20 protein-coding genes are annotated in these 23547 nt (G+C 72.6%); 9 read left to right on the forward strand and 11 right to left on the reverse strand.

The annotated features are described in order from the left end of the window. Positions 1 to 85: 85 nt before the first annotated feature. Positions 86 to 667 carry a DUF6114 domain-containing protein gene (locus ACGFMM_RS05595; RefSeq protein ID WP_393643417.1) on the forward strand — a complete coding sequence of 194 codons (582 nt, stop codon included), beginning with the start codon at positions 86 to 88 and terminating at the stop codon, positions 665 to 667. Continuing rightward, entirely contained in the window at positions 657 to 1955 is a 1299-nt protein-coding gene (locus tag ACGFMM_RS05600) for a hypothetical protein (RefSeq protein ID WP_393643419.1), read from the forward strand. The genes ACGFMM_RS05595 and ACGFMM_RS05600 overlap by 11 nt, the downstream gene beginning before the upstream one ends. A gap of 85 nt (positions 1956 to 2040) precedes the next feature. On the opposite strand, the gene pyk is transcribed toward ACGFMM_RS05600, so the two are convergent. From pyk to pta, 3 genes are all read right to left on the reverse strand, one after another. Then, the gene (gene pyk, locus ACGFMM_RS05605; RefSeq protein ID WP_393643420.1) at positions 2041 to 3471 is read right to left on the reverse strand and encodes a pyruvate kinase; all 1431 of its coding nucleotides are present in this window, start codon (positions 3469 to 3471) and stop codon (positions 2041 to 2043) included. Positions 3472 to 3544: 73 nt separating this feature from the next. Continuing rightward, complete coding sequence (locus ACGFMM_RS05610; protein ID WP_393643422.1) at positions 3545 to 4762, reverse strand: acetate kinase; 1218 nt, start codon at positions 4760 to 4762, stop codon at positions 3545 to 3547. Then, positions 4759 to 6864: a phosphate acetyltransferase gene (pta, locus tag ACGFMM_RS05615; protein ID WP_393643424.1), complete on the reverse strand. Its 2106-nt coding sequence runs from the start codon at positions 6862 to 6864 to the stop codon at positions 4759 to 4761. The genes ACGFMM_RS05610 and pta overlap by 4 nt, the downstream gene beginning before the upstream one ends. A gap of 193 nt (positions 6865 to 7057) precedes the next feature. Between pta and ACGFMM_RS05620 the strand changes: the two genes are divergently transcribed. Both ACGFMM_RS05620 and ACGFMM_RS05625 read left to right on the forward strand, forming a co-directional pair. After that, entirely contained in the window at positions 7058 to 8083 is a 1026-nt protein-coding gene (locus tag ACGFMM_RS05620; RefSeq protein WP_393643425.1) for a 6-phosphofructokinase, read from the forward strand. 207 nt (positions 8084 to 8290) lie between these two features. Beyond that, positions 8291 to 9328 (forward strand): helix-turn-helix domain-containing protein, encoded by a 1038-nt coding sequence (locus ACGFMM_RS05625; protein ID WP_393643427.1) that lies wholly within the window; start codon positions 8291 to 8293, stop codon positions 9326 to 9328. 8 nt (positions 9329 to 9336) lie between these two features. Here ACGFMM_RS05625 and ACGFMM_RS05630 read toward each other — a convergent pair whose 3' ends face one another. From ACGFMM_RS05630 to ACGFMM_RS05640, 3 genes are all read right to left on the reverse strand, one after another. Then, complete coding sequence (locus tag ACGFMM_RS05630; protein WP_393643760.1) at positions 9337 to 9942, reverse strand: XRE family transcriptional regulator; 606 nt, start codon at positions 9940 to 9942, stop codon at positions 9337 to 9339. Positions 9943 to 10121: 179 nt separating this feature from the next. Next, on the reverse strand, positions 10122 to 10817 hold the full coding sequence (locus tag ACGFMM_RS05635) for a response regulator (protein WP_393643429.1): 696 nt from the start codon (positions 10815 to 10817) through the stop codon (positions 10122 to 10124). Continuing rightward, positions 10814 to 12442 carry an ATP-binding protein gene (locus tag ACGFMM_RS05640; protein WP_393643431.1) on the reverse strand — a complete coding sequence of 543 codons (1629 nt, stop codon included), beginning with the start codon at positions 12440 to 12442 and terminating at the stop codon, positions 10814 to 10816. The genes ACGFMM_RS05635 and ACGFMM_RS05640 overlap by 4 nt, the downstream gene beginning before the upstream one ends. Positions 12443 to 12581: 139 nt before the next feature. On the opposite strand from ACGFMM_RS05640, the gene ACGFMM_RS05645 reads away from it, so the two are divergent. After that, positions 12582 to 13988, forward strand: a complete 1407-nt coding sequence (locus ACGFMM_RS05645; RefSeq protein ID WP_393643433.1) for a cation:dicarboxylate symporter family transporter — start codon at positions 12582 to 12584, stop codon at positions 13986 to 13988. 156 nt (positions 13989 to 14144) lie between these two features. On the opposite strand, the gene ACGFMM_RS05650 is transcribed toward ACGFMM_RS05645, so the two are convergent. Together ACGFMM_RS05650 and ACGFMM_RS05655 are read right to left on the reverse strand one after the other, a co-directional pair. Beyond that, complete coding sequence (locus ACGFMM_RS05650) at positions 14145 to 14783, reverse strand: TOPRIM nucleotidyl transferase/hydrolase domain-containing protein (RefSeq protein ID WP_393643434.1); 639 nt, start codon at positions 14781 to 14783, stop codon at positions 14145 to 14147. A gap of 82 nt (positions 14784 to 14865) precedes the next feature. Then, complete coding sequence (locus tag ACGFMM_RS05655; protein WP_393643436.1) at positions 14866 to 15279, reverse strand: pyridoxamine 5'-phosphate oxidase family protein; 414 nt, start codon at positions 15277 to 15279, stop codon at positions 14866 to 14868. Positions 15280 to 15358: 79 nt separating this feature from the next. Between ACGFMM_RS05655 and ACGFMM_RS05660 the strand changes: the two genes are divergently transcribed. The 3 genes from ACGFMM_RS05660 (at position 15359) to ACGFMM_RS05670 (ending at position 16692) form a co-directional block, all read left to right on the forward strand. Continuing rightward, complete coding sequence (locus tag ACGFMM_RS05660) at positions 15359 to 15751, forward strand: MerR family transcriptional regulator (RefSeq protein ID WP_393643437.1); 393 nt, start codon at positions 15359 to 15361, stop codon at positions 15749 to 15751. A 3-nt stretch (positions 15752 to 15754) separates the two neighbouring features. Then, a complete protein-coding gene (gene trxA / locus ACGFMM_RS05665; RefSeq protein WP_393643438.1) occupies positions 15755 to 16096 on the forward strand; it encodes a thioredoxin in 342 nt (113 codons plus the stop codon). Between the two features lie 104 nt (positions 16097 to 16200). After that, positions 16201 to 16692 carry a carboxymuconolactone decarboxylase family protein gene (locus ACGFMM_RS05670; protein ID WP_393643439.1) on the forward strand — a complete coding sequence of 164 codons (492 nt, stop codon included), beginning with the start codon at positions 16201 to 16203 and terminating at the stop codon, positions 16690 to 16692. A gap of 24 nt (positions 16693 to 16716) precedes the next feature. On the opposite strand, the gene ACGFMM_RS05675 is transcribed toward ACGFMM_RS05670, so the two are convergent. Next, entirely contained in the window at positions 16717 to 17274 is a 558-nt protein-coding gene (locus ACGFMM_RS05675; protein ID WP_393643441.1) for a DUF6817 domain-containing protein, read from the reverse strand. A 132-nt stretch (positions 17275 to 17406) separates the two neighbouring features. On the opposite strand from ACGFMM_RS05675, the gene ACGFMM_RS05680 reads away from it, so the two are divergent. Next, the gene (locus tag ACGFMM_RS05680; RefSeq protein ID WP_393643443.1) at positions 17407 to 19647 is read left to right on the forward strand and encodes a HelD family protein; all 2241 of its coding nucleotides are present in this window, start codon (positions 17407 to 17409) and stop codon (positions 19645 to 19647) included. 3 nt (positions 19648 to 19650) lie between these two features. Here ACGFMM_RS05680 and glgB read toward each other — a convergent pair whose 3' ends face one another. Beyond that, entirely contained in the window at positions 19651 to 22017 is a 2367-nt protein-coding gene (gene glgB / locus ACGFMM_RS05685) for a 1,4-alpha-glucan branching enzyme (protein ID WP_393643444.1), read from the reverse strand. 64 nt (positions 22018 to 22081) lie between these two features. Further along, a complete protein-coding gene (locus ACGFMM_RS05690; protein WP_393643446.1) occupies positions 22082 to 23449 on the reverse strand; it encodes a maltokinase in 1368 nt (455 codons plus the stop codon). Positions 23450 to 23547: the final 98 nt, after the last annotated feature.

Below are 23547 nucleotides of genomic sequence, written 5' to 3' on the forward strand. Positions count from 1 at the left end.
ACGGCCCCGCCCGTTCCGGATCAGCCGCCGCAGTGCGGCACCACTCGAACTTCTCAGCAACACCGCTTCCAGGGAGCTGTTTTCCATGAGCGCCGAGTCCATTGGTTCCCGCGGATTCACCTACTGGCGGCTGCGCTTTCAGGCGTGGCGGGGCAACCGGCCGTTCTGGGGCGGGCTGTTCACCATGATCGGCGGTCTGCCGATCGCCTACCTGCCGTACGCGGACATGCGGCTCGGCAACATGACGATCGCCATGGCCACCACGGCCGGCGCCGGCTCGCTGATCATCGGCGTGCTGCTGGTCACCCTCGGCCTGACGATGTGGTTCCAGTCAGTGGTCCGCGTCTTCGCGGGCATCGCCGCCATCGTGCTGGCGCTCGTGTCCATCCCGGTCGCCAACCTCGGCGGCTTCGGCCTCGGACTGATCTGCGCGCTGATCGGCGGCGGTCTCTCCGCCGCCTGGGCCCCCGGCGCCCCGGTCGACGCGGCGGGCAGGGACGCGGACACCGCGCCCGAGCCGGCGGCGGAGCCGGCCCCGGTGGCCGAGGTCACCATGATCAAGCCGCTGGCGCTGCCCGAGCAGCGCGAAGGCCAGGAGCAGGCCCCGAACGAGCACGCGACCGAGACCACGATCGACGCCAACGGCGGGAGGAACAGTGCGGGGTGACGAAACACAGTCGGAGACGGCTGGGGGCGACGCCACTCTGGCAAGAAGGGGGCCGCGTCACGCGGCACCGCGCAAGTCGCTGCTGACCAAGCTCCAGGTGCCCGCGGGCAAGGCGATGGCCCTGGCGGCCATGCCGACCGCGGTCCTCGTGGGCATGGGCCTCACGCCCAAGCTGGCGCTCGCCGACGAGAAGGACATCCCCTTCGCGCCCGGTCCCTGCGTGACCCGCTCGGACGAGCCGGTCGAGCCCGAGGAGTCCAAGAGCCCCGAGGCGACCGAGTCGCCGAAGCCGGACGCGAGCGCCTCGCCCGGCGAGGACGGCGGCACGGACGGCACCGCGGGCACGGACGGCGAGACCAAGGAGCCCACGCCGGGCGCCAGCCCGTCCGCGAGCGCCGACACCGCGCAGAAGTCCACCACGGACGCCGCCAAGCCGTCCGCCACGCCCACGCCCACGCCGACCCCGACGAAGACGGTCAACCCGCTGGACCCGCTGGGCGTCGGCGAGAAGATCAAGGACTTCTTCGACGGGCCCGACGAGCCCACGGCCACGCCGACGCCGACCGCGTCCACCGGGCCCACCACGCAGCCGACCACGCCGCCGACCGCCGAGCCGACCGCGAAGCCCACGGCGCAGCCGACCGCCAAGCCGACCCTGGACGGGACGGGCGACCGCACCAAGGACGCCATCCGGGAGGCCGCCGACAAGGCCGGCGCGACCGTCGAGGAGCTCGGCGAGGACGCCAAGGGCCTGGACGCCAAGAAGGACACGGACATACCGGACGACGCCAAGCCCCGGTTCCCCTGCCCGACGCCCGACCCGAAGGCGCTCGCGGCGGCGGAGCTCGAGGAGGGCATGGCGCTCCTGCCGGACGAGCCGTGGATCCTCGAGAGCAGCCTGCTCACGCTCAAGGGCCTGAAGTACCACGGCATCGTCGAGGTGAAGACCGGCAGCGGCAAGATCAAGAAGGTCCTGAAGTTCACCGCCAGCAACGGCGTGGACATCAAGGACCTGCACCAGAAGACCGTCCACTCCGACGGCCTGACGGGTCACGTCCGCTCCGACAAGGGCTCGACGTCGACCATGAGCAACGGCACCGTGACCATGTACACGGAGCAGCTGAAGGGCAACCTCTTCGGTCTGATCCCGGTCACGTTCAACCCGAAGACCCCACCGCCGCTCGACGTCCCGTTCGCGTTCTTCACGAACGTGGAGGTCATCCAGGCCGGCCAGTTCGGCGGCACGCTCAAGGTGCCCGGTCTGCGCAACACGATCGAGCCGAGCTGACCCCCGTACAGACCCTTCCGGGAGCCGCACAGAACGAGGGCCCCCGTCCGATCCGGACGGGGGCCCTCGTCATGTCACGCGCGGGTCAGTCGCGCTGACCGCCGCCCAGGTGGTGCACCCGGACCATGTTGGTGGTGCCGGGGACGCCGGGGGGCGAACCGGCGGTGATGACCATGGTGTCGCCCTCGTTGTACCGCTGGAGCTTCAGCAGCGCGGCGTCGACGAGTTCGACCATGGCGTCGGTGGTCTCCACGAACGGCGCGAGGAAGGACTCCACGCCCCAGCTCAGGGTGAGCTGGTTGCGGGTGGTCTCGTCCGTGGTGAAGGCCAGGATCGGCTGGACGGTGCGATAGCGGGAGAGCCGGCGGGCGGTGTCGCCGGACTTGGTGAAGGCGATCAGCGCCTTGCCGTCGAGGAAGTCCGCGATCTCGCAGGCCGCGCGGGCGACGGAGCCGCCCTGGGTACGCGGCTTCTTGCCCGGGACCAGCGGCTGCAGGCCCTTGGAGAGCAGCTCCTCCTCGGCCGCGGCGACGATCTTCGACATCGTCTTCACGGTCTCGATCGGATACGCGCCCACCGAGGACTCGGCGGAGAGCATGACCGCGTCAGCGCCGTCCAGGATCGCGTTGGCGACGTCGCTCGCCTCGGCGCGGGTCGGGCGGGAGTTGGTGATCATCGACTCCATCATCTGGGTGGCGACGATGACCGGCTTGGCGTTGCGGCGGCACATCTCCACGAGGCGCTTCTGCACCATCGGGACCTTCTCCAGCGGGTACTCGACCGCGAGGTCGCCGCGGGCCACCATGACCGCGTCGAAGGCCGCGACGACGTCCGCCATGTTCTCGACGGCCTGCGGCTTCTCCACCTTGGCGATGACCGGGACCCGGCGGCCCTCGTCGTCCATCACCTGGTGGACGTCCTTGACGTCCTCGGCGTCCCGGACGAAGGAGAGGGCGACCATGTCGCAGCCCATGCGGAGCGCGAAGCGGAGGTCCTCGACGTCCTTCTCGGACAGGGCCGGGACGTTGACCGCGGCACCCGGCAGGTTGATGCCCTTGTGGTCGGAGATGACCCCGCCCTCGACGACGATGGTCTTCACCCGGGGGCCCTCGACCTCGACGACCCGCAGTTCGACGTTGCCGTCGTTGATCAGGACCTGGTCGCCCTTGGAGACGTCGCCCGGCAGCCCCTTGTACGTGGTGCCGCAGACGGACTTGTCGCCCGGGACGTCCTCGGTGGTGATGGTGAACTCGTCGCCGCGGACCAGTTCGACCGGCCCCTCGGCGAAGGTTTCCAGACGGATCTTGGGGCCCTGGAGGTCGGCGAGCACACCCACGGCGCGGCCGGTGTCCGCGGCCGCCCTGCGGAGACGGTCGTACCGCTCCTGGTGCTCTGCCTGGGTCCCGTGGCTCATGTTGAATCGGGCCACGTTCATGCCGGCCTCGATCAGCGCTTTCAGCTGCTCGTAGGAGTCGACGGCGGGGCCCAGCGTACAGACGATTTTGGAACGGCGCATGAGCGGATCCTATCGGTTTGTTTCATCGCGGAATATTCCGTCTGGTGGAATGCACAAAGGTGCGGGGGTCCGCTCAGTCGACTACCAGCGCGTAGGTCTGTCGGGCGATCTCCAGCTCCTCGTCCGTCGGCACCACGGCCACCGCCACCCGCGCGTAGTCCGGCGAGATCAGCCGCGGTTCGTCCGAGCGCACCGCGTTCAGCTCGGCGTCCACCGCGAGGCCCAGCTCCTCCAGACCCGCGATCGCAGCTTCCCGCACCGGGGCCGCGTTCTCACCCACTCCGGCCGTGAACACGACCGCGTCCACCCGGCCGAGTACCGCGTAGTACGCCCCGATGTACTTCTTCAGCCGGTGCACGTAGACCTCGAAGGCCAGCCGCGCCCGCTCGTCGCCCTCGTCGATCCGCCGCCGGATCTCCCGCATGTCGTTGTCGCCGCAGAGCCCGACCAGACCGCTCTTCTTGTTGAGCAGGGTGTCGATCTCGTCCGTCGACATCCCCGCCACGCGCTCCAGATGGAACGTCACCGCCGGGTCCACGTCGCCGGACCGGGTGCCCATCACCAGCCCCTCCAGGGGCGTCAGACCCATCGAGGTGTCCACGCAGCGGCCGCCCGCCACCGCCGAGGCCGACGCCCCGTTGCCCAGGTGCAGCACGATGACGTTCACCTCCTCCGGCGCCTTCCCGAGCAGCGCCGCCGCGGCCCGCGAGACGTACGCGTGCGAGGTGCCGTGGAAGCCGTAGCGGCGGATCCGGTACGCGTCCGCCGTCTCCAGGTCGATCGCGTACCGCGCCGCGTGCTCGGGCATCGTCGTGTGGAACGCCGTGTCGAACACCGCCACCTGAGGCAGGTCGGGCCGCAGCGCCGTCGCCGTGCGGATGCCGAGCAGGTTGGCCGGGTTGTGCAGTGGCGCCACCGGCACCAGCCGCTCGATCTCGGCCAGCACCTCCTCGTCGATCACCGTCGGCGCGGTGAACCGCAGCCCGCCGTGCACCACCCGGTGGCCGATCGCGGCCAGTTCGGGGGAGTCCAGGCCCAAGCCGTCCGCCGACAGCTCCTCGGCGACCGCCTTCAGGGCCGCCGCGTGATCGGCGATCGGGGCGGTCTTCTCCCGCTTCATCCCCCCGCCGGCCGGCAGCGGCGTGTGCACGAGGCGCGAGGTCTCCTCCCCGATCCGCTCCACCAGGCCGACCGCGAGCCGTGCGCCGTCCTTCATGTCGAGCAGCTGGTACTTCACCGACGACGAGCCGGAGTTGAGAACGAGGACGCGCGACGGCGTGGGGGGCGTCATACGGAGAGCTCCTGACCCTGGGACTGGATGGCGGTGATCGCGACGGTGTTGACGATGTCGCTGACGAGCGCGCCGCGCGACAGGTCGTTGACCGGCTTGCGCAGACCCTGCAGGACCGGTCCGACGGCCACGGCCCCGGCCGAACGCTGCACCGCCTTGTACGTGTTGTTGCCGGTGTTGAGGTCCGGGAAGATCAGCACGGTCGCCTGGCCGGCCACCTCCGACCCCGGCAGCTTGGTGGCGGCGACGGACGGCTCGACGGCCGCGTCGTACTGGATCGGGCCCTCGATCCGCAGCTCCGGGTGCGACTCCCGCACCAGCCGGGTCGCCTCGCGCACCTTGTCGACGTCCGCGCCGGAGCCGGAGGTGCCGGTCGAGTACGAGAGCATCGCGATCCGCGGCTCGACGCCGAACCGGGCCGCGGTGGCCGCCGACTGCACGGCGATGTCCGCGAGCTGCTCCGCGTTCGGGTCAGGGTTCACCGCGCAGTCGCCGTACACCAGGACCTTGTCGGCCAGGCACATGAAGAACACGGAGGAGACGATCGAGGCTCCCCCGGAGGGGGGACCCCCAGGCTTGGTCTTGATGATCTCGAAGGCGGGCCGGATCGTCGCGGCCGTGGAGTGCACCGAGCCGGACACCATGCCGTCGGCCAGCCCCTCCTCGACCATCAGCGTGCCGAAGTAGTTGACGTCGGAGACCACGTCGTACGCCAGCTCCACCGTGACGCCCTTGTGGGCGCGCAGCGCCGCGTACTTCTCCGCGAACGCGTCGCGCAGCACAGAGGTCTGCGGGTCGATCAGCTGCACCGACGGCACGGTCAGGTCCACGCCCAGGTCCGCGGCCCGCTTCCGGATGATCTCCACGTCGCCGAGCAGCGTGAGATCGCAGACGTCGCGGCGGATCAGCACGTCCGCGGCGCGCAGCACCCGCTCCTCGGTGCCCTCCGGCAGGACCACCCGGCGGCGGTCGGCGCGCGCCTGCTCGAGGAGGTCGTGCTCGAACATCATCGGCGTGACCCGGCCGCTGCGGGCCACCGAGAGCCGCTTGAGCAGATCGGCGGTGGGCACGTGCCGCTCGAACAGGCCCAGCGCGGTCTCCGCCTTGCGGGGCGTCGCGGCGCTCAACTTGCCTTCGAGGGAGAAGAGTTCGGCCGCGGTGGGGAAGCTGGTGCCGGCCACCGAGAGGACCGGGGTGCCGGGCGCGAGGCGGGCGGCCAGGGTGAGTATCTCGTCGCTGGGCCGCTCGCCCAGGGTCAGCAGCACGCCCGCGATCGGCGGGGTGCCGGCCGCGTGCGCGGCCATCGCGCCGACCACCAGGTCGGCCCGGTCGCCGGGTGTGACGACCAGTGAGCCGGGCTTCAGGGCGGGCAGGAAGTTCGGCAGCATCGCGCCGCCGAACACGAAGTCCAGGGCGTCGCGGGCCAGGCCCGCGTCGTCGCCGAGCACCGTCTCCGCGCCGAGCGCGTGCCGGATCTGCGCCAGCGTCGGCGCGGACAGGGCGGGCTCGTCGGGCAGCACGTAGCAGGGCACGGGCAGCCGGGCGGCCAGCCGCTCGGCGATCGGCTCGCGGTCGTCGGCGGCGACCCGGTTGACCACCATCGCCAGGACGTCGCAGCCCAGTCCGTCGTACGCGCGGAAGGCGTTGCGCGCCTCGGCCCGCACCGACTCGGCCGGCTGCCCCTTGCCGCCGACCACCGGGATCACCGACGCGCCGAACTCGTTGGCGAGCCGGGCGTTCAGGGCCAGTTCGTCGGGGAGCTGGGTGGCGGCGAAGTCGGTGCCGAGGACGAGCACCACCTCGTACTCCCGGGCCACCGCCAGGTACTTCTCCACCAGCGTCGACACCAGCTCGTCGGTGCCCCGCTCGGCCTGGAGCGCGGCGGCCTCGTGGTAGTCCATGCCGTACACCGACGCCGGGTCCTGGGCCAGCCGGTAGCGGGCGCGCAGCAGGTCGAAGAGCCGGTCGGGACGGTGGTGCACCAGCGGACGGAACACCCCCACCCGGTCCACCTGCCGGGTCAGCAGTTCCATGACGCCCAGCTCGACGACCTGCCGGCCGTCCCCCCGGTCGATTCCGGTCACGTACACGCTGCGCGTCACGCCGTCGTCTCCTGTCCGTCCAGAAACACACGTAAGGGTGGCAATGCCCTCTTGACAATACCCTCGGCCCTGGATAGGGGCGCGGAGTAGTAGGAGACGCGACGCGGGGTCCGACCGTGTGAGAATCGGAAGCGGTCCACCCGGAACGATCGCGGGTCCGTCAGGCCCCGGACGGAGCAGGAGACGACGCACGATGCGCATCGGAGTTCTCACCGCAGGCGGCGACTGCCCGGGCCTGAACGCCGTGATCCGCTCGGTCGTGCACCGGGCGACCACCGGCTACGACGACGAGATCATCGGCTTCGAGGACGGCTTCAAGGGCCTCCTGGACGGCCACTACCGCCCGCTCGACCTGAACGCGGTCAGTGGCATCCTCGCCCGCGGCGGCACCATCCTCGGCTCCGCCCGCATGGAGCGCGCCCGGCTCAGCGAGGCCGCCGAGAACCGCGCGGAGCTGCAGCGCGCGTACGGGCTCGACGCGCTCATCCCGATCGGCGGCGAGGGCACGCTCACCGCGGCCCGGATGCTCTCCGACGCGGGCATGCCCGTCGTCGGCGTCCCCAAGACCATCGACAACGACATCTCGTCCACCGACCGCACCTTCGGGTTCGACACCGCCGTCACCGTCGCCACCGAGGCCATGGACCGGCTCAAGACCACCGCCGAGTCCCACCAGCGGGTCATGGTCGTGGAGGTGATGGGCCGCCACGCCGGCTGGATCGCCCTGGAGTCCGGAATGGCGGGCGGCGCGCACGGCATCTGCCTGCCGGAGCGGCCGTTCGACCCGGCGGACCTGGTCAAGATGGTCGAGGAACGCTTCTCGCGCGGCAAGAAGTTCGCCGTCATCTGCGTCGCCGAGGGCGCGCACCCGGCCGACGGCACCATGGACTACAAGAAGGGCAAGATCGACAAGTACGGGCACGAGCGCTTCCAGGGCATCGGCAACCGGCTTGCCGTCGAACTGGAGAAGCGCCTCGGCAAGGAGGCCCGGCCGGTCATCCTGGGCCATGTCCAGCGCGGCGGCACGCCCACCGCGTACGACAGGGTGCTCGCCACGCGGTTCGGCTGGCACGCGGTCGAGGCGGTGCACCGCGGCGACTTCGGGCGGATGACGGCGCTGCGTGGCACGGACGTCCGGATGGTGCCGCTCGCGGAGGCGGTCACCCAGCTGAAGACCGTGCCCGCCGACCGGATGGCGGAGGCGGAGTCCGTCTTCTGACCCGGCCGCCGGCCGTCAGTTGCCGCCAAGCGGCCCCGCTCGTCTCCCCCGTGGGCGAGCGGGGCCGCTCGTTGTGGCGGCGGTCCGGCCCCCCGACCGGAATGGCCACTCCCTACTCTTGAGTCGCACCGCTCGATCAACAAGGCTTACGCCTGTCCGGGACATGTCCCAACTCGGCGGTAACAGGCGATGAAGGGGGAGGGGCGCATGAGCGCGGGGGAGAGAGCTCCCGATCCACAGGGGGCGCGGACCCCGGGCGAGTTCCTGGCGCTGCTCCAGGAGCTCAAGGAGTGGTCGGGCCTCACGTACCGGGAACTGTCCGTGCGGGCGGAGGCGGCCGGCGACGTGCTGCCGAGGTCGACGGTGGCCAACATGCTCGGCCGTGTGGCGGGACTGCCCCGCGAGGAACTGCTCACCGCCTTCGTCCGCGCCTGCGGGACGCCGCCGGGGGAGCGGGACGCGTGGCTGACGGTGCGCAAGGAGCTGGCGGCGGGCGGAACGCGGTCGGTACCGGCCGAGACCGGCGACCGGGAGCCCGGCGCCGGCCCGTCCGAGGACGAGGCAGAGACGGAGGCGGAGGCGGAGGCGAGCAGCCCCGCACAGCCGGACCCCGCACCCGCGGACCGCACGGCATCCTCACCCCTCACCCCCGCCCGCCGTTCCCGCGCACCCCGGCTGCTCGTCGGGCTCGTCGCCGTCACGGCGCTCGTGCTCGCCGTCATCAGCGTGGTCACCCTCGTCCGGGACGGCGTGCAGCGCGTGGTGGGGCAGCCGGTCACGCCCGGCGCCGGGCAGGTCCTGATCCGCTCGCTGGAGTCCGGACTCTGCCTCGGCGAGAGGGCGGGCGACCGCAGCGGCCAGGTGTACCAGCGCGAATGCGCCGGCGCGGACGTCCCCCGGTACGAGCTGCTGCCGCTCACCGGCGCGGACAGCGGCCACTGGCGGCTGGTCACCCACCACCCCGAGTTCGGCCCCGGCTGCTCCGGAGTGCCCGGCGCCTCGGTCAAGGCCGCCGCCCCGCTGCACGACTCGGAGTGCGGCGAGCGGGGCCGTACGGAAACCTTCCGCCTGGAACCGTACGGCACGCCGGTCCAGGGCTACCGGATCCGGCCCGGCGACTCCGCGCTGTGCGTCACGGTTACGGGCGACCTGCGCGCGCCCTGGTCACGGCTGGAGACCGCCGCCTGCGCGGACGACGCGCGGGGCCGGCGCGGTCAGCTGTTCAGCTTCGACCGCAGGAAATAGCGGGCGGGTCAGCCGACCGCGTCCCAGAAGTGGTCGACGATCTCCTCCAGGTACGCCCGGCCCTCGTCGCCGCTGCCGGCGGACGCGCCCCAGCTGCTGGTCGCGGCCATCCTGGCGTGGTACTCGCTGTGCAGCCGCTGCAGCGCGCCCTCCAGCGCCGGGCGGGGCAGCGGCAGCAGCTTGGAGGCAGGCTTCACGTACGCCTGCCAGCGCGTCGTCGCCGCGTCCCGCAGCACCCGGCCCAGGTCCTCGTCACGGCCGGTGGCGGTAAGCAGGGCGCGCGGGTCGAGCTGCAGGGTCTCGGCGAGTGCCGCGGTCTGGCGGTCGTTGCCGCGCCAGCGGCCGGACTCCTCCATCCGCCGGTACACATGCGGCTCCATGGCGACCCGGCGCGCCAGGTCCTCCAGCGGGATGGCGCGCGCCATCCGGTGTTCCCGGAGCGTGGTCGCGGCGGCGAGGAGGTCGGCGGGGGCGCACCAGAGCACGCCGGCGAGGGCCGACAGCTCACGGGAGGTGGGGGCGAGCTGCCCGCGCTCCCAGGCGACGACGGTCTCGGGGGTGACGGGCATGCCGTACTGCGCCCGCAGGCCGTACGCGACATGCCCCGGCGCCATGCCCAGGCCCTCGCGCAGCCGGCGCGCGGCGGGGGCGTTGAACGGCGGGGAGGGTGGAACAGAGGGTTGCACGCCGCCACCGTAGGCGCGGAGAGTGACCTGTGGCTACGGTGCCTTCACCCAACGTCATAAGCTGTAGGAACGTGGGAACCGGTGGGTAACCGCACCGGTGCGCGGGGTCAGGGCCGGGGGCCGGTCAGCCAGCGGTACTGGAGTTCGGGGCGGCCGATCTGGCCGTACTGCGGGGCCCGGGCGGCCCGGCCCTCCGTGACCAGGTGCTCCAGGTAGCGCCGGGCGGTGATCCGGGAGATCCCGACGGCGGCGCCGGCCTCGGCCGCGGTCAGCCCGCCGGGCGCGGCGCGCAGGCTGCGCGTGACGGCTTCGAGGGTCGGCGCGCTCAGGCCCTTGGGGAGGGCGGCGGGCTGCGGGGTGCGGAGGGTGGCGAGGGCCCGGTCGACCTCGTCCTGCCCGGACGCCTCGCCGGCTGCGGCGCGGAACTCCGCGTACCGCGCGAGGCGGTCGCGCAGGGTGGCGAAGGTGAAGGGCTTCAGCACGTACTGGACGACGCCCAGCGACACGCCCTCCCGCACGATCCCGAGGTCGCGGGCGGACGTGACGGCGATGACGTCCGCGGAGTGCCCCGCGGCGCGCAGCGCCCGCAGCAGCTGCAGCCCGTGCCCGTCCGGGAGGTAGAGGTCGAGCAGGATCAGATCGACGCCGGTCCGCTCCAGCGCCCGTACGGCGGCGGCCCGCGAATGCGCGACCCCGACCACGGCGAACCCGGGCACCCGCCCGGCGTACAGCGCATGCGCGTCCGCGGCCACCGGATCGTCCTCGACGACCAGCACCCGGATCACGTCCCCGGCCCCGCTCATGCGGAAGCCTCCGCGCCCGCCGCCACGCCCAGCGGGATGCGGACCGTGAACGTCGCCCCGGCGTCCTCGTTCGGGGTGAGGGTGAGCGTGCCGCGGTGGCGGTGGGCCGTCTGGCGGACCAGGGCCAGGCCCAGGCCGCGGCCCGGGCCGCGGGTGGACCAGCCGCGGTCGAAGACGGCCTCCTGGAGGTCGGGCGGGACGCCGGGGCCCGAGTCGGCGACGCGGACCAGGAGCTCGCCGTCGCGGGCCGCCGCGGTGACGGTGACGCGGGCCCGCGCGGCCGGGGACGCCAGGGCCTCCGCGCTCGCCGCCTCCACCGCGTTGTCGATCAGGTTGCCCAGGATCGTCACCAGGTCGCGCGCCGGCAGCGTGCCGGGCAGCAGCCCGTCGTCGATCCGGCTGTCCTCGGTCAGCACCAGTTCCACGCCCGACTCGTTCGCCTGCGCGGCCTTGCCGAGCAGCAACGCCGCGAGCACCGGCTCGGCGACCGCGTCGACCACCCGGTCGGTGAGCGCCTGCGCCAGCTCCAGTTCCGCCGTCGCGAACTCCACCGCCTCGTCCGCGCGGCCCAGTTCGATCAGCGAGACCACGGTGTGCAGCCGGTTCGCCGCCTCGTGCGCCTGCGAGCGCAGCGCCTGCGTGAAGCCCCGTTCGGAGTCCAACTCGCCCGACAGCGCCTGGAGTTCAGTACGGTCCCGGAGCGTCGCCACGGTCCCGCGGCGCTCGCCGCCCACCACCGGCCGGGTGTTGACGACCAGCACCCGGTCCGCCGTCAGATGCAGTTCGTCCACCCGCGGCCCGGCTGACAGCAGCGCCCCGGTCAGCGAGGACGGCAGCCCCAGTTCGGCGGCCGACCGGCCGACCACGTCCGCGTCCGTCAGCCCGAGCAGTTCCCGGGCCCCGTCGTTGATCAGGGCGATCCGCCGCTGCCCGTCCAGCATCACCAGACCCTCGCTCACCGCGTGCAGCGCGGCCTCGTGGTAGTCGTGCATCCGGCTCAGCTCGGTCGCGTTCATCCCGTGCGTGTGCCGCCGCAGCCGCGCGTTGATCCAGTACGTGCCGGCGCCGCCGAGCACCAGCGCCGCGCCGGCCATGCCGAGCAGCGCCGTCACCTGCTCCCGTACCTGCTCGCTGATCTTCTCGATGGTGATGCCCGCGCTGACCAGCGCGACGACCCGCCCGCCGTCGTACACCGGGGCGACCGTACGGACCGACGGTCCGAGCACGCCCAGGTGCGTCTCCGAGAAGATCCGGCCGTGGACCGCCGGCTCGATGTGGCCGAGGTACGTGCGGCCGATCTCGGTCGCCTCCGGGTGCGTCCACCGCGTCCCGTCCGGTGCCATGATCACCACGAACGTGACCCCGGCGTCCTTCCGCAGCGCCTCCGTGTACGGCTGGAGCCGCCCCGTCGGATCCTCGGACCGCGCCGCCGCCACGACCGCCGGCGACTTCGCGACCGCGGACGCCGTCGCCGTCGACTGCCGGCGCGCCGTCTCCTCGGCCTGCGCCCGGTCGGTCAGATACGCGAACACCGCGCAGCCCGCGACCACCGCGGCGACCAGCACGACCTGCATCGCGAAGAGCTGGCCGGCGAGGCTCCGGGGCCGGGGGACGGGTATGCGCATGCGCCTCAGTGTGCCTGGCCGGAAACCGCGCGGGAAATGCGTGAACGAAAGGAACGCAACGGTGACCTGGGTCACAGGGTGATGGATAGTCGCGGGGATCCACCGGGACGTGGACGCCGTTTCAGCAGAGGAGGACCCCGTGGCCGCAAGACGGGACCGCACCCACTATCTCTATCTCGCCGTGATCGGCGCCGTACTGCTCGGCATCGTCGTCGGCTTCGTGGCGCCGGGGGTCGCCGTCGAGCTCAAGCCGCTGGGCACCGGGTTCGTGAACCTGATCAAGATGATGATCTCGCCGATCATCTTCTGCACGATCGTGCTGGGCGTCGGCTCGGTCCGCAAGGCCGCCAAGGTCGGCGCGGTCGGCGGGCTCGCCCTCGGCTACTTCCTGGTGATGTCCACCGTCGCCCTCGCGATCGGCCTGCTCGTCGGCAACCTCCTGGAGCCGGGCTCCGGACTGCACCTCACCAAGGAGGTCGCGGAGGCCGGCTCGCAGCAGGCCGCCGGCGCCAGCGAGTCCACCGCGGACTTCCTGCTCGGCGTCATCCCGACCACCCTCGTCTCCGCCTTCACCGAGGGCGAGGTCCTGCAGACCCTGCTCGTCGCCCTGCTCGCCGGCTTCGCGCTGCAGGCCATGGGCCGCACCGGCGAACCGATCCTGCGCGGCATCGGGCACATCCAGCGCCTGGTCTTCCGCATTCTCGCCATGATCATGTGGGTGGCTCCGGTCGGCGCCTTCGGCGCGATCGCCGCCGTGGTCGGCGCGACCGGTCTCGACGCGCTCAAGTCGCTCGCCGTCATCATGATCGGCTTCTATCTCACCTGCGCGGTCTTCGTCTTCCTGGTGCTCGGCGCGCTGCTGCGGCTGGTCGCCGGGATGAACATCCTCAGCCTGCTGAAGTACCTGGGCCGGGAGTTCCTGCTGATCCTGTCCACCTCCTCGTCCGAGTCGGCGCTGCCGCGGCTGATCGCGAAGATGGAGCACCTGGGCGTCTCCAAGCCGGTCGTCGGCATCACCGTGCCGACCGGCTACTCCTTCAACCTCGACGGCACCGCGATCTACCTGACGATGGCCTCGCTCTTCGTCGCCGAGGCGATGGGCGACCCGCTGTCGCTCGGCGAGCAGGTCTCCCTGCTGGTCTTCATGATCATCGCCTCCAAGGGCGCGGCCGGCGTCACCGGCGCGGGCCTGGCCACGCTCGCCGGCGGCCTGCAGTCGCACCGCCCCGAACTGGTCGACGGCGTCGGCCTGATCGTCGGCATCGACCGCTTCATGAGCGAGGCCCGCGCGCTGACGAACTTCGCCGGCAACGCGGTCGCGACGGTGCTCGTCGGTACGTGGACGAAGGAAATCGACCGGGCACGGGTGACCGAGGTCCTGGCGGGCAAGGTCCCCTTCGACGAGACGACGCTCGTCGACGACCACGCCGCCGTCCCGGCGGCCGGCGAACTGCCGGACCAGCGGGCCGACGGCGGCGTCGGTGACGCCGACGCCGGCCAGGGAGGTGTCGGCGACGGCGGGGGCAAGACCCCGGCAGCCGTCTGACGGCTCCCGGGTCCCGGGCCTTGAGCCGGGTCCGGGCCCCGGGCACGGGACGGCCCCGGTCGCGCGAAGCGACCGGGGCCGTTCTTCTCCGCAGTCACACGTGCGGACCGTCCGACGTGGTCGACTCGTCGTCGGAGAGCACCGGTTCCAAGGTCCTCAGAGCGCGGCCAGCAGGGCGTCCAGCGGGGCCGGGACCCGGCCCTGGTCAAGGGCGGCTTCGACCAGCACCCGGCCGTACCGGATCTTGCGGCCCTTCTTCGTGCCGAGGAAGCGCCGCAGCTGCCGCTCCGGGGCCCGGCCCTGCTGGGCCGGCTGCCGCCGGAACGTCTGCAGGGCCCGCAGGTCGCCCTCCCGGCGGACCAGCTCCGCCACGCCGGGCGCGCCCAGCGCGCGGATCAGCTCGTCCTCCAGGTCGGCGGAGCAGACGAAGTACCCCTGCTCCGCCGCCCCCGCCCGCTCCCAGCCGCGGGCGTAGTACCCGCGCTCCGCCTCGTCGCACAGCCCGGCGAGCCGGAGCCCCAGTCCGGCCGGCCCGAGCAGCGGCGCGAAGCGGCCCACGCTCATCGCCCCGCCCATCGCAAGGACGCACACCCCCTCGGCCGCCAGGTCCCGGCCCCGGCCCGCGGCCAGCGCCTCCACCGCCGCGACGTCGCTGCGCCCCTCAAGCAGCACCACCGTCCGCACGCCCAGCCGCGCGGCCAGCTCCCGCGCCGCCTCGCCGGACCCGCCGGCCGCCCAGGCGGCGGCCTCCTCGCGGAACGCGTCCATGCCGGTCGTGAGGTCCGTGTCAGTCATGCGGACGAGTCTGCGCCCCGTCCGCCCGCCGGGCCAGCGGGTTTCCGCGCCCGACGCGACGGCCCGGCCCGACCGGGCGGCTCTACAGCGTCATCTCCTCGATCGCCGCCGGCTCCTGCGCGAAGTCGCTGTACCGCACCCAGCGCGGCCGTACGCGGACGAACGTGATGCCCGGCCAGGCGAGGCGGTCGCGGCCGTCCGGGTAGGTGGCGAAGTACATCTCCTGCAGCCGGTCCCGTTCCGGGCCGAGCGGGAAGTCGGCGAGGCCCTCCAGCTGGAGGGTCGTGTCGCCCCAGCCGATGACCAGCGCGATCCGGGGGTCGGTGCTCAGGTTGTGGAACTTGCGCGACGACTCCAGCGTGTCGAAGACGAGCTCCAGGTCGTCGGAGACCGCGTAGCCGACGACCGCCGCCTGCGGTGTGCCGTCCGAAGTGACGGACGCCTCGACGGCGAGCTTGTGGCTGCGCAGGAAGTCCAGCAGTTCGGCGTGGTTCATGAGCCCTGCCTACCACGGTGGGGCCCGCGCGCCGGGAGCGCTTGCCTTGACGTCGGGGTCAAGGCATACGTTCGTACGCATGCGCATCGGCGAGCTGGCCGAACGGGCCGGAACCACCACACGGGCTCTGCGGTACTACGAGTCCCGGGGGCTTCTGCCCGCCCGGCGGACGGAGAACGGGTACCGCGAGTACGACGAGGAGGACCTGCGGCTGCTCCGGGAGATCCGGGCCCTGCAGGACTTCGGGTTCGAACTGGAGGAGACCCGGCCGTTCGTGGAGTGCCTGCAGGCGGGGCATCCGGCGGGCGACTCCTGCCCGGCCTCGATCGACGTGTACCGGCGCAAGCTCGCCGAGCTCGACGGAATGATCGACCGGCTCCAGGAGGCGCGGGAGCAGGTGGCGGCACAACTGCTGCGGGCCGAGGCCGAGTTGCCGGGCGGCCCGGAGCCCGCATGCGAACTGGGAGGCTGAACGATGACGACACGGACGTACGGCGTGGCCGAGGTGACGAGCGGGGACTTCGAGGCGGAGGTGCTGGGCGCGGACCGGCCGGTCCTGGTGAAGTTCACCGCGGACTGGTGCGGCCCCTGCCGCCAGCTCACCCCGGTGCTCGCGGCCGTCGCGCAGGAGGAGGCGGACCGCCTGAAGATCGTCGAGCTCGACGTGGACCGGAACCCGGACGTCTCACTGAAGTACGGCGTGATGGCCACCCCGACCCTGATGGTCTTCCGCGGCGGCGAGCCGGTCCGGTCGATCGTCGGCGCGCGCCCGAAGCGCAAGCTCCTGGAGGAGCTGCGGGACGTCCTGGAGGGGTGAGCGGAAGGCCGCGGAAAACAATTCCTCCGGACCGGTCACATCTTCCTTCCCGCATCCGTCAGTGCAGTGAAGACGCCGAACAGGAAGCCGCGAAGGAGCCCCTCATGACCACCACGCACTCGATCTCCCGGATGTCCGACCCCGGCCGCTACGTTCCCGAGCTGAAGGACGTCAGCGCCGCGCTCTTCCGGGCCACGGGCAACCAGTCCGTGCCGCGCACCACGATCAACCTGATCCACCTGCGCGCCGGGCAGATCGTCCACAACACCTATCTGACGATGCTCAACACGGCGTTCCTGCGGAAGGCCGGCGAGTCGGAGACCCGCATCACCGCGGTCGCCTCCTGGCAGGACGCCCCGTACTTCACCGACGCGGAGCGCGCGGCGCTGGCCCTGGCCGAGGCGACCTTCCAGCCGGCCCCGCACGGGCGGGAGCGGGTGACCGACGAGGTCTACGCCGAGGCGGCGCGGCACTACGACGAGAAGGCGCTGGCCACCCTGACGGTCGCCATCGGCCAGATCGGCTTCTTCAGCGCCCTGGCCCTCATCGGCAAGCCGCAGCCGGTCGAGTCCCTCGCCGACGAACAGTGGGATTGAACGGACCGGGGCCCGCCGGGCGGATCAGGGCCGGCCGGGCCCTGGTCCGCCCGACAGGAATGCGCGCGTGTACGCGACGGCCGGCTCGCTGAGCAGCAGGTGCCAGCCGTCGAACAGCCGCTGCAGCGGAGCGCTGTACTTCTGCCGGAACGTCGCGTTCATGGCGAGCACGTCCAGCTCGTTGGCCGCCGTGAGTTCCGCGAAATCCGCGCGCTGCCGGGCGGAGGGCGCGTACTCCTCGCCGGTGAAGCGGTTGCGGAACCGGCCCGAGGGATCGGCGAGGCCCGCGTACGAGAACTCACGGTCGCAGCTAGCGTAGAAGTGGACCAGCTCCTCGGCCTGTTCGCCGATCGCCTCCCGCAGGACCGCGCGCCGCTCCAGCGGCAGCAGGACCTGTGCGAAGCCGTCCGTGCCGTAGAAGGCGTGGCAGAGGCCCGCAAGCCGCAACGACTCCCGGGCGCCCCAGGACGCCAGCCGGGACTCGACCCGCTCCAGGTGGGCCAGCAGTGTGCCGCCCGGGTGGTCGATCGACTCCGCGCCACATGATCTGAGCAGCTCGACGGCTGCTGAACGACTCCCCATGGCGCACAAAAATACCCCGACCTAGAATTGCAGTCGAGGTAATTCGCGGGCTATATTGAGTGGCTCTGCGTGTGTACGGAAATGTGCATGCTCACCATTCAGTAAACGCACTGTATCGCGGCGGGAGTCGAATTGTCAACCGAGGAATTCCGGAACGAACAGCAATTCATCACCGGTCTCTACGCACGCCTCGACGACCTGCGCGACCAGGCCGAACGCGCCGTCTCCGAGGCGCTCCGGTCGGTGCCCGGCGGGACCATGCAGGCGCGCCGGGAGCGGGATGTGCTGGTCGCCGAGCAGTCGGGGCTGCTCGCCGCGTACAACGCCGGTGAGTCCGGGCTCTGTTTCGGCCGGCTGGTCTTCCGCGACGGCCGCGACCACCACATCGGCCGCCTCGGCCTGCGCGCGGACGACGAGCAGCGCACCCCGCTCGTCGTCGACTGGCGCGCCGACGTCGCCCGGCCGTTCTATCTCGCGACCGGGTACGAGCCCATGGGGCTCAGCCGCCGCAGGCACCTCACCACCCAGGGCCGCGAGGTCGTCTCGCTGCACGACGAGGTCCTGGACCTCGCCGACGCCACCCGCACCGGCCACGAGAGCCGCGACGCCGACGAGGTGCTGCTCGCCGCCCTGGACGCCGCCCGCACCGGCCGGATGCACGACATCGTGCAGACCATCCAGGCCGAGCAGGACCACATCATCCGCTCCCCGCACCGCGGCGTCCTCGTCGTCGAGGGCGGCCCCGGCACCGGCAAGACCGCCGTCGCCCTGCACCGCGCCGCGTACCTGCTCTACGCCCACCGCGAGCAGCTCGCCAAGCGCGCCGTGCTCATCGTCGGCCCCAACCCCGCCTTCCTCGGCTACATCGGCAACGTCCTGCCGTCGCTCGGCGAGACCGGCGTGCTGCTCGCCACCCCCGGCGAGCTGTTCCCCGGCGTCCGCGCCACCGGTACGGACACCCCCCGCGCCGCCGCCGTCAAGGGTTCCGCCGCCATGGCCGACGCCCTGGCCCGCGCCCTGCGCGACCGCCAGCAGGTCCCCGAGCGCGGCGAGCCCCTGGTCGTCCCGCACGAGGACGGCGACCTGGTCATCGACTGGGACATGGCCCTCGAAGCCCGCCACAAGGCCCGCGAGACGCTGCTGCCGCACAACCTCGCCCGCCCGTACTTCGTGTTCCGGATCCTCGACGCGCTCGCCGAGCAGCTCGCCGACCGGATCGGCGCCGACCCCTACGGCGGCCCCAACTTCCTCGGCCCCGACGACCTGGCCCTGCTCGCCAAGGGCATCGCCGCCAACCCCGACGTGCACACCGCGATCGACACGCTCTGGCCGCCGCTCACCCCGCAGGAGTTCCTCGCCGACTACCTCGCCGAGCCGGTCCATCTGGACGACGAGCAGGACCTCGACGTGATCCGGCGGCCGGCCGGCGGCCCCTGGACCCCCGCCGACGTGCCGCTGCTCGACGAGGCCGCCGAGCTCCTCGGCGAGGACGACTCCGCCGCCCGCCGCGCCGAACAGGCCGAGCGGCTGCGGGCGGTGCAGTACGCGCAGGGCGTCCTCGACGTCTCGTACGCCTCCCGGACCTACGAGTTCGAGGACAAGGAGGAGCTCGACAAGGACGCCTCCGAGGTGCTCTCCGCCCACGACATCATCGACGCCGAGCGCTTCGCCGAACGGCACGAGGAGGCCGACCACCGCAGCGCCGCCGAACGCGCCGCCGTCGACCGCACCTGGGCCTTCGGGCACATCATCGTCGACGAGGCGCAGGAGCTGTCCGCGATGATGTGGCGGCTGCTGATGCGCCGCAGCCCCACCCGGTCGATGACCCTGGTCGGCGACCCCGCCCAGACCGGCGACCCGGCCGGCGTGGGCTCCTGGCAGGACATCCTCGGCCCGTACGTCGAGGACCGCTGGGAGCATGTACGGCTCGGCGTCAACTACCGCACCCCGGCCGAGATCATGGCCGTCGCCGCCGAGGTGCGGCGCGAGGCCGACCCGGGCTTCGAGCCGCCGCGCTCGGTCCGCTCCACGGGCGTGGCGCCCTGGGACCGGGCGGTGGAGGACCCGGTGAAGGAGGCCGCCGACGCGGTGGCCGCCGAGCTGCCCGGCGAGGGTCGGCTCGCCGTGATCGCGCCGCCCGAGCTGCACGCAGAGCTGATCGCGGCCCTCCCGGACGCCGCCCACGGGCCCGTCCCCGACCTGACGCGACCCGTCGTGCTGCTCGACCCCCTTCAGGCCAAGGGCCTGGAGTTCGACACGGTCCTCGTCGTCGACCCGGACGCGATCCGGGCCGGCGCCACGCACGGCACCAACGACCTGTACGTGGCGCTGACCCGGGCCACTCAGCGGCTCGGCGTCATCAGGCGGGCCTGAGCCCTACGCGGGCCTGAGCCAGACCGTCGCGAGCGGCGGCAGCGTCAGCCGGACGCTCGCCGGGCGGCCGTGCCAGGGCACGGACTCGGTCTTCACCGGGTCCGTGCCCACCACGTCCCCGCCGCCGTACCGCGCCGCGTCCGTGTTCAGCACCTCGGCCCAGGCCGCCGGCTGGTCCGGCGCCCCGAGCCGGTAGTCGTGCCGGACCACCGGCGAGAAGTTGGAGACGGCCAGCAGCGGCGAGCCCTCCGCGTCGTACCGCAGGAAGGCGAAGACGTTGTCCTCCGCCGCGTCGCCGGCCACCCAGGAGAAGCCCTCCGGGACGGTGTCCCGCTCCCAGAGCGCCGGCGTCGCCGCGTACACCGTGTTCAGGTCGCGGACCAGGTCCCGCACGCCCCGGTGGTCGGGCTCCGCCCCGTACGCCGGGTCGAGCAGCCACCAGTCCGGGCCGTGGTCCGCCGACCACTCCGAACCCTGCGCGAACTCCTGTCCCATGTAAAGGAGTTGCTTGCCGGGGTGGGCCCACATGAAGCCCAGGTAGGCGCGGTGGTTGGCGCGCTGCTGCCACCAGTCGCCGGGCATCTTCGAGACCAGGGCCTGCTTGCCGTGGACGACCTCGTCGTGCGAGATCGGCAGGATGTAGTTCTCGCTGTACGCGTACACCATCGAGAAGGTCATCTCGTTGTGGTGGTACTTGCGGTGCACCGGGTCCTTGGACATGTAGCCGAGGGAGTCGTGCATCCAGCCCATGTTCCACTTCATGCCGAAGCCGAGCCCGCCGAAGCCGCCCGGCCCGACGTGGTCCGTCGCCCGGGTCACGCCGTCCCAGGCGGTGGACTCCTCGGCGAAGGTGACGACGCCGGGGCAGCGCCGGTAGACGGTGGCGTTCATCTCCTGCAGGAACCGCACCGCGTCCGGGTTCTCCCGGCCCCCGTGCTCGTTGGGCAGCCACTCGCCGTACTCGCGCGAGTAGTCGAGGTACAGCATCGAGGCGACCGCGTCCACGCGCAGTCCGTCGATGTGGAACTCCTCGCACCAGTACACCGCGTTGGCGACGAGGAAGTTCCGCACCTCGGTGCGGCCGTAGTCGAACTCCAGCGTGCCCCAGTCGGGATGGGCCGAGCGGCGCGGGTCCTCGTGCTCGTACAGCGGACGGCCGTCGAACTCGGCCAGCGCCCAGTCGTCGCGCGGGAAGTGGGCCGGCACCCAGTCCATCAGGACACCGATCCCGGCCCGGTGCAGCGCGTCGACGAGGAACTTGAAGTCGTCCGGGGTGCCCATGCGCGCGGTCGGCGCGTAGAACCCGGTCACCTGGTAGCCCCAGGAGCCGCCGAAGGGGTGCTCGGAGACCGGCATGAACTCGACGTGCGTGAAGCCGAGGTCCCGCACGTACGCGGGCAGTTGCTCGGCCAGCTGGCGATACGTCAGTCCGGGCCGCCAGGACGGCAGATGGACCTCGTACACCGAGAGCGGGGCCTCGTGGTGCGGGCGGGCGCCGCGGCGCGCCATCCACTCCTGGTCGCTCCACTCGTGGTGCGAGGCGGTCACCACCGAGGCCGTGTTCGGCGGGCACTCCGTGCGCCGGGCCATCGGGTCGGCGCGCAGGGTGTGGCTGCCGTCGGGGCGGGTGATGTCGAACTTGTACAGGGTGCCCTCGCCGATCCCGGGCACGAACAGCTCCCACACGCCGGTCGAACCCAGCGAACGCATCGGGAACCCGGTGCCGTCCCAGTAGGTGAAGTCGGTGGCGAGCCGCACTCCCCGGGCGTTCGGCGCCCAGACCGTGAAGCGGGTGCCGACCACGCCCTCGTGGGTCATCGTGCGCGCGCCGAGCGCCGTCCACAGCTGCTCGTGCCGGCCCTCGCCGATCAGGTGCAGATCGAACTCGCCGAGCGCGGGCAGGAAGCGGTACGGGTCGTCGAACCCGACCTCGTCGCCGTCGTAGCGGACCCGCAGCTCGTACGCGGGGACCTTGCGCAACAGCGGCAGCACGCCGGTGAACAGGCCGTCGCCCTCGTCGTGCAGCTCGACCCGGCGTCCCTTGGTCACCAGCGTGACCTGCCGGGCGTACGGCCGCAGCACCCGGAACAGCACCCCGCCGCGCACCGGGTGCGCCCCGAGCAGCGCGTGCGGGTCGTGGTGCTCGCCGGCCAGCAGCCGGCCCCGCTCGCCCGGGTCGAGTGCGGGGGCGCGACGCAGTCCGCGCCCCGCGTCGGCCCTGCCGTCGGTCGCGGGCGGGTCGGCGGGCTTCTCCGTCCGAGGCGCGGGCGGCTTCTTCGGCCCCCGCTTCTCGTCCGCCTTCCTCACGGTCGGGATCTCCTGGTCGGTCGTCTTCCGGGCCGTCTTGCGCGCGGGCGGTCGGGCGGTCACTTCGTGGCCTCCTGGGAACGGATCGGGGGGAGCGGAAGGGAGAACGCGGGCGCGGGCGACGGCGTCACGAACCCGCCGCCAAACGGTGGATCGCCGCCATCGGCACGGGCAGCCAGTCGGGGCGGTGCCGGGCCTCGTACACGACCTCGTACACCGCCTTGTCGGTCTCGTACGCCCGCAGCAGCGCCGGGTCCTCGCGCGGGTCGAGGCCGGACGCCTCGGCGTAGCCCGCGCAGTACGCGGCGCGGCAGCGGGCCGCCCAGCCGTCGTTCCACGGGCGGTGGGTGCGGGCGGCGTAGTCGAAGGAGCGGAGCATGCCCGCCACGTCGCGGACCGGCGGCTGCGGAAGGCGGCGCTCGGTCAGCGACTTGGCGGGCTCGCCCTCGAAGTCGATGACCGACCAGGCCCCGTCGGAGCCGCGCAGGGTCTGTCCGAGGTGCAGGTCGCCGTGGACCCGCTGGGCGAGCCGGGCGGCGCCGTCCGCCTCGGCGGGGGCGTGCCGGCCGTAGTCGGCGAAGACCTCCCGCAGGCCCTTCTTGTACGGCAGCAGCGCGGGCACGGCCTGCACGGCCGCGTCGAGCCGGGCGGCCATCGCCTCGGCGAGCAGCTCGGTCTGGGCGCGGTGCAGCGGCTCGGTCGGCAGCGCGGTCGCCAGCGCGGTGTGCACCTCGGCGGTGGCACGGCCGAGGGCGTGCGCCTCCTCGGTGAACTCCCGGCCGTCGGCGAGCGCGTCCAGGGCGAGCCGCCAGCCGTCCCGGGAGTCCCGCAGATAGGGCTGCAGCACCCCGAGCGTGGCGGAGCCGGACTCGAACCAGGCCACCGGCGCCGGCACCCGGGCGCAGCCCGCGCCGGCCAGCGCCAGCGGCAGCTCCAGGTCCGGGTTGGCTCCGGAGCTGACCCGCCGGAAGATCTTCAGGATGTACGAGTCGCCGAACACCAGCGAGGAGTTGGACTGTTCCGCGTCCAGCATCCGCGGCGCGAGCGCCGGCGGCAGCGGCGCGGTCCGGGCGAACCGCAGCGGCCCCAGGGTGCCTGGGGTGCGCAGCCGTTCGTACAGCAGCCCGGCGAGCCGCGGATCGCGCAGCCCCTCGTACACGGCGCGGCCTGCGAGCGGGCCGCGGCGGGCCCGGCCGATCAGCGTCGGCGCGAGCCGCGGCGGCACGGTGGTGCGCACGCCGAGGAGCAACTGGTAGCAGTCCGCGGGCGTTCCGGCGGGCAGTCCGGGCTGCTCGACCCGGATCAGCAGATGCAGCAGCCCCGGTCCCGGTCCGTCCAGCGGCAGCAGTTCCGTCGCCGCGTCGAGGGCGAAACCGTTCACCGCACGCCCCTTGCCCGCGAACCAGCGCTGCCGGGGCAGCCATTCGTGGAGCAGAGGCGCGAGTGACGGGAGAAGGGCGGCCGGGGCCCGGGTGGTGGAGGCGGTCTCCGGCATTGCGTCGCGTCCTTTCCCCGGGCGCAGCTCGTATGTGAACGCGCAGAGTGTCCCGGATTGCGGCTACGGCTGTCCGGCTGTGCGGGACGTGTCGGATG

Source organism: Streptomyces sp. NPDC048604 (assembly GCF_043199435.1).
GTDB lineage: Bacteria > Actinomycetota > Actinomycetes > Streptomycetales > Streptomycetaceae > Streptomyces.

Bases quoted from the DNA above. Each gene is read 5' to 3' on its own strand.
- ACGFMM_RS05675 (WP_393643441.1), bottom strand. From the start codon at position 17,274: ATGGGGAGTCGTTCAGCAGCCGTCGAGCTGCTCAGATCATGTGGCGCG.
- ACGFMM_RS05635 (WP_393643429.1), bottom strand. From the start codon at position 10,817: ATGAGCGGGGCCGGGGACGTGATCCGGGTGCTGGTCGTCGAGGACGAT.
- pyk (WP_393643420.1), bottom strand. From the start codon at position 3,471: ATGCGCCGTTCCAAAATCGTCTGTACGCTGGGCCCCGCCGTCGACTCC.
- ACGFMM_RS05660 (WP_393643437.1), top strand. From the start codon at position 15,359: ATGCGCATCGGCGAGCTGGCCGAACGGGCCGGAACCACCACACGGGCT.
- ACGFMM_RS05670 (WP_393643439.1), top strand. From the start codon at position 16,201: ATGACCACCACGCACTCGATCTCCCGGATGTCCGACCCCGGCCGCTAC.
- ACGFMM_RS05625 (WP_393643427.1), top strand. From the start codon at position 8,291: ATGAGCGCGGGGGAGAGAGCTCCCGATCCACAGGGGGCGCGGACCCCG.
- ACGFMM_RS05690 (WP_393643446.1), bottom strand. From the start codon at position 23,449: ATGCCGGAGACCGCCTCCACCACCCGGGCCCCGGCCGCCCTTCTCCCG.
- trxA (WP_393643438.1), top strand. From the start codon at position 15,755: ATGACGACACGGACGTACGGCGTGGCCGAGGTGACGAGCGGGGACTTC.
- ACGFMM_RS05650 (WP_393643434.1), bottom strand. From the start codon at position 14,783: ATGACTGACACGGACCTCACGACCGGCATGGACGCGTTCCGCGAGGAG.
- ACGFMM_RS05610 (WP_393643422.1), bottom strand. From the start codon at position 4,762: ATGACGCCCCCCACGCCGTCGCGCGTCCTCGTTCTCAACTCCGGCTCG.
- ACGFMM_RS05640 (WP_393643431.1), bottom strand. From the start codon at position 12,442: ATGCGCATACCCGTCCCCCGGCCCCGGAGCCTCGCCGGCCAGCTCTTC.
- ACGFMM_RS05655 (WP_393643436.1), bottom strand. From the start codon at position 15,279: ATGAACCACGCCGAACTGCTGGACTTCCTGCGCAGCCACAAGCTCGCC.
- ACGFMM_RS05620 (WP_393643425.1), top strand. From the start codon at position 7,058: ATGCGCATCGGAGTTCTCACCGCAGGCGGCGACTGCCCGGGCCTGAAC.
- ACGFMM_RS05595 (WP_393643417.1), top strand. From the start codon at position 86: ATGAGCGCCGAGTCCATTGGTTCCCGCGGATTCACCTACTGGCGGCTG.
- ACGFMM_RS05630 (WP_393643760.1), bottom strand. From the start codon at position 9,942: ATGGCGCCGGGGCATGTCGCGTACGGCCTGCGGGCGCAGTACGGCATG.